We start from the raw sequence: 7,008 nt of genomic DNA on the forward strand, positions 1-7,008 counted from the left end.
GCTTACCGAGATCGATACCAATGAGTGTGACGTTTTGCATGATGGCCTCTCCAGAAAAAAATACCCTGTTAGAGTATCGTTCACAAGGTAGGGGGCGACCATCTCATTATGGCTGGCAACTGGCTGAATGGCTCGGTGAACGCTCGCCGGATAACATTCAATATTTTCTGGAACGCGCCCACTGGGATGCAGAAGCCGCCCGCGATGTCTTACGCGACTATATCACTGAACATCTGGGTGATGAGCAAGGTATTCTTATCATTGATGAAACCGGCTTTATCAAAAAGGGCACCCATTCTGCCGGCGTCCAACGCCAATATAGCGGCACCGCCGGGCGGGTCGAAAACAGTCAGATAGGCGTCTTCCTGTGTTATGCCGGTCATGGCGGTCATGCTTTTATTGACCGGGCATTATACCTGCCCGAACAGTGGACGGCGGATCGCCCGCGTTGCGAAGCCGCCGGCATTCCTGATTCGGTGAACTTTGCCACCAAACCTCAGCTTGCCCGGCAAATGCTGGAACGAGCCTTCAGCACGGGCGTGCCTTGCCGTTGGGTGACCGCCGATGCGGTCTATGGGCATGACCGCCGCTTGCGATGCTGGCTGGAGGCCCGGTATCAACCTTTTGTCCTCGCGATCCCTAAGAATGAACCACTTTGGTGGCAAGCACCTTGCTATGTCAGAGCGGGCGTGATTGCCGCCAGTCTGACGGCTGACGATTGGGAAAAACAGTCAGCCGGGTTGGGAACAAAGGGAGAGCGTTGGTATGACTGGGCGCGGATCCCGCTCTGGCGTTTACAGATGAGTGAAGAGGAACGCGGCTATGGTCATTATCTCCTGATCCGGCGTAGCCGGGATGATAAGCAAGAACGGGCTTATTATGTTGTTTATGCCCACAAAGACCAGGCAGACCTCAACACGTTGGTTCAGGTGGCCGGGCATCGCTGGGAAATCGAAAGCGGCTTTGAGGAAACGAAAGGGGAATGTGGTCTGGATCATTACGAAGTCCGGCAGTGGCATAGCTGGTATCGGCATATTACGTTGTCATTATTGGCCCATGCGGTACTGGCGGTTTTACGAATACAGGAGAAAAAAAAACGCCGGAGGGACGGGTAGCCCTGAGGGTATCGGAACTGCGTAAGCTGTTGTCAAAAATGATGAAAAAGGCAGGAGAAACCCTAAACCAGATTTTATCTTGGTCAGACTGGCGGCGACGACATCAGTACTATGCGCAACAATGTCATTACCGCCACCGGACCGGAAGGAATATCTGCCCATAAAGCAGTTACGACTGTAGTACTAGCTTCTTCCCCTGATACTCCACATCGACAGCCAGACGGCCGAGAAGCACCACAGGGATAGGATCTGGCATATTGCGTTTAAGCGAGGGGGTAGATTCAATATGATTAATTGAGCCGGCGCTTAGACAATAATAACCAATAACGTCTTTTGTGCCTTTCTTGCAAATAAGTTGATCGGATAAATGATCTGCATTGATGTTATAATCGGTCATCCGATGACTGTAACCCTTCACCAGTCCCCCATTGACACAAAAATGTGATGTTTATCGCTTGATCCGCTTTTTCCTGTTGCTTGATCCTGCCAGTCAGGTAACTTTTTCACCCATGAAAAAGAAGAAGCACTTTACCGCTGAGCCACCCGAAGTGAGCAACATCAGCGAAGCCAATGCCCTTATCCGGGAGCTCTGGGCCAAACTTCGAGAATACGAAGACCGGCTGGCACTGAGTGCATTGAAAGACACGGATACGATCGTTCGCTGTCTGCCCGATGACGGTTGTGCCCTTTGTGGCGGGCATGTCGAGCCGAATACGACCCCGACCTATCTCATCAGGTATTCGAACTGCCCAAAATCGCCCTGGATATCACCGAATATCAACTGTTTCATGGCCGCTGTCAGTGTTGTCATCACACCGTCCGGGCTACGTTACCCGACGATGCGCCTTCCGGACAACTGGGGCCCCGTTTGATGAGCCAGATGGCGGTTCTGTCGGGACAATACCCTCTGAGCATCAGTAAGATACAGCGCCTGATCCGGGACACTTATGGCATCCACTTTTCCACGGGCCTTATCTCTGAAGCGCAGGGGCGGATCAGTTCAATGTTGACGCCGCTGCATCAGGCGTTAGGGCATTATGTCAGGCAATCTGCGGTTATCCATGTTGACGAAACGCCCCATCAACGCAACGGAGAAGCGGCTACCCGCTGGGTCTGGCTGCTCAGCGGCAGCAAGGCGGTTTACCAGAAAATCCGCGCTTACCGTAATGCGGAAACGGCCAAATCGCTGAATTTGAAACTAACCTGCGCCGTGAGCGTCAGCTGGAAGGTATTGCGGCGGCAAAAGCGCGTGGTGTGTACCGTGGACGGAAATCATCCATTGATCCTGCCGAAGTGTACCGCCTTTATGTGGTTGAAAAAATGGGAGCCACGGCGATATCCCGCCTGCCGCCTAAAATCCCGGAGCGGGCAACACAGATTGCTGCGATAGCACAGCTGTATGGAGTTTCCGCTGCTACCGTTTATCGGGCTCTTCACTGTGTTCTTAAACCCCGCACAGTTTATCGGCGTGATCATGGTATTCCCCGTGTTTTGTCCCAGCCTGAGTTAGAGCATTATTGCGAGCTGATCGCTGCCTTAAAATTACGTACTACCAACAAATCCGGCAGGCATTTGTCAACGGTACGTGCCATCCAGTTGCTTGAAGAATATGGTGTGGAGATAGCCCAAGGGTTAGTTAAGGTGCCTGCAGGATTGCTGCGGAAACAAACAGTGAATCGTTGGCTAGCAGAGGAATATCGATTCACACTCCAAGCCATCAATGCACTGCCAGAGTCTTATAGAAATTAAAATCCCAGCCTTTGATAAGTCGCTCTTCTGCCATGAAATCTTTGGCGATTTCACCCTGAAATTTTTCAAATAAACGTAATAAATTCATTTGGTTATATTGTGAAATTGTCTGGAGAATTATTTGTTTAAATTGAAGTGTTTTCGCATTAACACCTGAACCATTTTTTCCAGTTCTTCCTCGAATTCTTTTGGTACGCGGTTAAATTCAAAACTCACTGCTCTGTTTTTAACACGTTTGCGGGCAAATGAATCTTTATCTTTAAAGTTCCAAAGCGGGCTTACCTGCTGCTTTTCTGCTGTGGATTTTTTTGCCTTGTTGCTGCTAAACTTTTTAAACAGTCTGATAATGTTCGATTTCATTTCGTCGGGAGCAACCGGCTTGGATTTATCCATATGTTGAACTTCATCACACACACAACTGACGACCTCATCAATCGAAAGGTTGTTTTTCTTGATGTCAACGGTGACGTCCAAAAGCGCTTTATAATCTGGATAGCTCAGTTCTGCGATAACAGGGAATACGGCAACAATATCATTAGGTACTGAAGCACACTGGATTGCGCGAGTCACCTTAGTTTGTGACATGTTGTTAGACTCAGCGATTTCTTTCTGAGTCATACCCCCTTCTCGCAGCTGGAGCAGACGCAAACCGACTTCACGAATGTTGTGCTCTCTTGCAGTTTGGATATCAGCGGCAAGTTGTCTTGCGTCATCCGCACTTATGTTTGTGTTCGTGACTAGGGTATCCAGACCAACACCACAGAAAATAGCGGCGGCACGTCTGCGTGAACCATCCAAAATCTCTATCTTGCCATCAATACGACGACCGATTGCCGGGAAGAATTGTTGAAGATTGATGGTGCGCATGATGTCGCTGACAGATTCTTTTGTCAGTGCGCTTTGATCCCGGCCATTGACTAAAAAATTAACGGTAGTTTCGGACTCCAGTTTATCGGCTGGGATGTGCTCTAGTTGAAATATGGCAGTTTGACCCGAAGCCAGTGTGAAACGCTGTTCTGTAGTTTGGTTTTCCGCCGGCGTATCCAGGGATACTGAATTGAATGTTCTTCCGATAGTTGGACGTTTTTTATCTTGCATTGTTGCCCCTGTTAACTCTGATGAATTCAATTCGGTCAAAAACGGCTTTGGCGAAGTCTTCTGCGGCTGTTTTCGCATTCTTCAGTGCTTCCCCACTGCCGATATACGTGGCAGGATTTGCGGAAATAACGGTGTCGAAGGACTCGCCGCAACGCTCGAACCCGTCCAGTCGCGGGATAGCAAAATCAAGCATGTCACCACCAAAAATCTCTTTTGCCAGGCTATGACACAGCTTGTGATCAGTTTTATTCACTAACTTGGACATAAAGCCGATGTTACCGCTGAGCCGAGTTGATGCACCTGTTGACTCGATCATTTCTATCAGCTCCGGCAAGCGAGCAAGATATTTCAGTGTACTGTGAAAATCCACTTGTGCGGGTGGGATTGGAGTCATAAGAAAGTCTGCGGCGGCGATCGCGTTAGACAGAAAAGAGTCCAAGTGTGGTCCGCTGTCGATAAAGATGAAGTCGTAATCGTGTTTCACTTTATCGATGATATTCTCGCGAAGGACAGTATAGATGTTCTGGTTTGATAGATGTTCTGCGCAGAGTTCTTCCCAACGTGATGCGATGAATGCGTCTTCAATGGATGCCGGAATAATGTCTACGCCTGCAACGACTGAGGATGTAATAAATTCAGATAGTAACTCTTCACGCGAAACATTTTGCAGCATGGCTTGGGCTGATGTTGTATCAACAGAACCGATAGACTGTTTATGATCAAGGAACATGGTTGCCGATGCTTGTGGGTCAAGGTCGATAACCAAGATCCTAAGGTCTTCGAAAATCAGGTGTGGATGAGTGCGTAATGCATGTGCCAGAGAAACTGTACTGACGGTTTTAGATACTCCCCCCTTTAAATTACCGATAAAGAAGGTCAATGCTTCATGGTAGCGATCCCGGTATTTGGGAACGCCTCTGTGATGGTACAGATCTATGATGTTCTCAATTGTCATCGCGTACTTGGATGAAGAACCTGCTTGCTTCTTGCCAAATACATATCCCTTCGCTTCCATTTCGTTAACGGCATAATCCACGCTGGCACGTGTTAACTTTGGTAATTTTGCGAGAGCCGCTTTTGAATACGTTTGATAATAAGCTGTTTTACTCAGCTCCAGCTTTTGGCTTTGGATTTGGTCACTGAGCGACTGGAGTAGACGAACTGACCTTTGCGCAACCTTATCTAATTGTTTATAGGTTTCATTCATGTTTTTACCGTATGTGTAGGTTTTTAGATTTTATTTAAATATCCTACATAAAACTATAAATGTAAATTTTTTAAATTGAAAAACGCTTTATTTTGTTTATTTTTCTCCATAGGTATTTAATGGTTATATTATTGTTTTAAAAGTAATTTAATGAGAAATTTCAGGGTGAAATCGCCAAAATTTCGCATCGATTTCAGGGATTGAAATGATGGAATCTTGTGTACTGGTTCAATCAGCTTATCAGGTGGGCTATTGAGAGATCACAAAATTCCACATAAAAAAGGAGAGCTGGTAAACATAGCAACGAATATATGGTTGCAGATAGTGTACAAAGTCAAAATAAATCAAAAAAGCCGTGGAGTTTAAAAATGGCCAAATCAGGCTGCCATTTAAATCTCACGGCTTCATATTAAAATTTATCATTTTCACAAACTGACTAAAAAACGAAGATGGGTTACTCCTGTGACTTATTGCGAATCTTGCGCTCAATAAGTTGACCACGCTGATCAAAATAACGACTTGGCCAGATCTCTGATGGATGGATGCCGAGATAATCCGCGATGATCCATTCACCTTTAGGCCACGGTCTGCTGAATGCATTGGCGAGTGTTGATGAGCTGAGTCCCGTTTTACGGGAGAGAGCGGCTAAGGTAGTACCACGTTTGCGTAGTGCAGCAATTATGTCTGCTTGATGCCAGTCGTTTCTGATGTTGTTATTCATTCCTGCTACCCCTTCCCATTAATTAATATTGATGGTGGCGATTCAGACAGGGTTAGCAGACCGGCGCTTACTCCGGCGAGACGTGAGTCTCCCCCACCTGAACCGCCATAGAAAAGGCGAATGCAGGCACACTGGTAAAACATCTTACCAGTGTATAAGCGCACAAGGCTGCTAAACCTTGACCATTAGATTGTGCTGATGGCGGGAATACTTTAACTGATTGTTTTACCTTACTCAATAACAGAACGACTAAGTTTAACGGCTATAATTCTTCTCAAGAGCACATAAACTCAGAGGAGAATACGGACGGCTAAGTCAATCTTTGTTGTTTGTTCTCGTTCGTGATCGCTTCGCTATCCGTATTTCCCCTTTGATTTTCAGACTCATTTTACTCATTTCGAAACATTCCCTGCGTGTCGGTTAGGTTCACCGTTCCGTGGTACGTCAGATAATGTGTATACAGGGCGTGGGTTGCGTTAAGTTTTTGCAGGAGTTCGCTACGTGCTCAGCACGGCGGTGGATTACTCCCCGTTCAGTGCCTGATTAGCTCAGGATGAACGCCTCATTATTCGTGACGTGTGATATCTCCTTTTTACTGCATCAGCCTGTGCTAGGCAGTGGGTGAAAAACAAACGAAGTAAGTGAATTAAGGCATAAAAATGCTAATAGAAAGAGGTGACACTGAGTAAAAATGAGGTTCAAATCAGTCATAAAGCCAGACAGGACATGCTCTGGACGTTGACGCGTGGCGACGTCACTTGGTAATCGCTTCGCTTTAACGCAAGTGACGCCGCGAAGTTTTCGGGACGTTTATCGTGCGTGAATTAAAGCATGGATAAAAATAGTACAAAGTAAAAGGGTTATGGTTAACGTGGCAGGAAACTGCTCAATATGTATGATAAGCCTGTCCGGTGTATAAAGTGACAGGATAACTTTCATCGTCAGACGATATCTGCTTCCAAAAGTGTGCAGATGTACCGCAATTTTGCTCTCCCTTTCAGGCTACAGGAGTTAATGAGATGGTCTTCCCCACCTTGTGAACCATACTCTTTATAGAGTATTTTTTCTGGAGAGTCCATCATGCAAAACGTCACCCTTATTGGTATCGATCTCGGCAA

General features: G+C 46.7%; 5 protein-coding genes and 3 pseudogenes. 4 read left to right on the forward strand and 4 right to left on the reverse strand.

Translation table 11 applies throughout. The features are described 5' to 3' along the window. The first annotated feature begins 20 nt into the window (after positions 1-20). Entirely contained in the window at positions 21-1,115 is a 1,095-nt protein-coding gene (locus AAC854_RS20355) for an IS701 family transposase (protein ID WP_422824112.1), read from the forward strand. Positions 1,116-1,305: 190 nt separating this feature from the next. Here AAC854_RS20355 and AAC854_RS20360 read toward each other — a convergent pair. Further along, positions 1,306-1,470: pseudogene (locus AAC854_RS20360) on the reverse strand (GNAT family N-acetyltransferase); the annotation flags it as partial. A 154-nt stretch (positions 1,471-1,624) separates the two neighbouring features. Here AAC854_RS20360 and AAC854_RS24395 point away from each other — a divergent pair. The 3 genes and pseudogenes from AAC854_RS24395 to AAC854_RS20370 form a co-directional block, all read left to right on the forward strand. Further along, positions 1,625-1,987 carry a DUF6444 domain-containing protein gene (locus AAC854_RS24395; RefSeq protein ID WP_053067802.1) on the forward strand — a complete coding sequence of 121 codons (363 nt, stop codon included), beginning with the start codon at positions 1,625-1,627 and terminating at the stop codon, positions 1,985-1,987. A gap of 8 nt (positions 1,988-1,995) precedes the next feature. Further along, positions 1,996-2,244 (forward strand): annotated as a pseudogene (locus tag AAC854_RS24400) (IS66 family transposase); the annotation flags it as partial. A gap of 47 nt (positions 2,245-2,291) precedes the next feature. After that, a pseudogene (locus AAC854_RS20370) lies at positions 2,292-2,549 on the forward strand (hypothetical protein); the annotation flags it as partial. Between the two features lie 432 nt (positions 2,550-2,981). Here the strand turns inward: AAC854_RS20370 and AAC854_RS20375 are convergent. The 3 genes from AAC854_RS20375 to AAC854_RS20385 all read right to left on the reverse strand — a co-directional run bounded on the left by AAC854_RS20375 (position 2,982) and on the right by AAC854_RS20385 (position 5,890). Next, positions 2,982-3,962, reverse strand: coding sequence for a ParB family protein (locus tag AAC854_RS20375; protein ID WP_340618695.1), 981 nt, complete (start codon positions 3,960-3,962; stop codon positions 2,982-2,984). Beyond that, positions 3,952-5,169 carry an AAA family ATPase gene (locus AAC854_RS20380; RefSeq protein ID WP_047961510.1) on the reverse strand — a complete coding sequence of 406 codons (1,218 nt, stop codon included), beginning with the start codon at positions 5,167-5,169 and terminating at the stop codon, positions 3,952-3,954. Before AAC854_RS20380 ends, AAC854_RS20375 begins: the two co-directional genes overlap by 11 nt. Before the next feature lie 454 nt (positions 5,170-5,623). Further along, positions 5,624-5,890: a helix-turn-helix domain-containing protein gene (locus tag AAC854_RS20385; protein WP_047961511.1), complete on the reverse strand. Its 267-nt coding sequence runs from the start codon at positions 5,888-5,890 to the stop codon at positions 5,624-5,626. Positions 5,891-7,008 lie beyond the last annotated feature (1,118 nt).

The organism is Xenorhabdus entomophaga (genome assembly GCF_037996725.1).
Classification (GTDB): domain Bacteria; phylum Pseudomonadota; class Gammaproteobacteria; order Enterobacterales; family Enterobacteriaceae; genus Xenorhabdus; species Xenorhabdus khoisanae.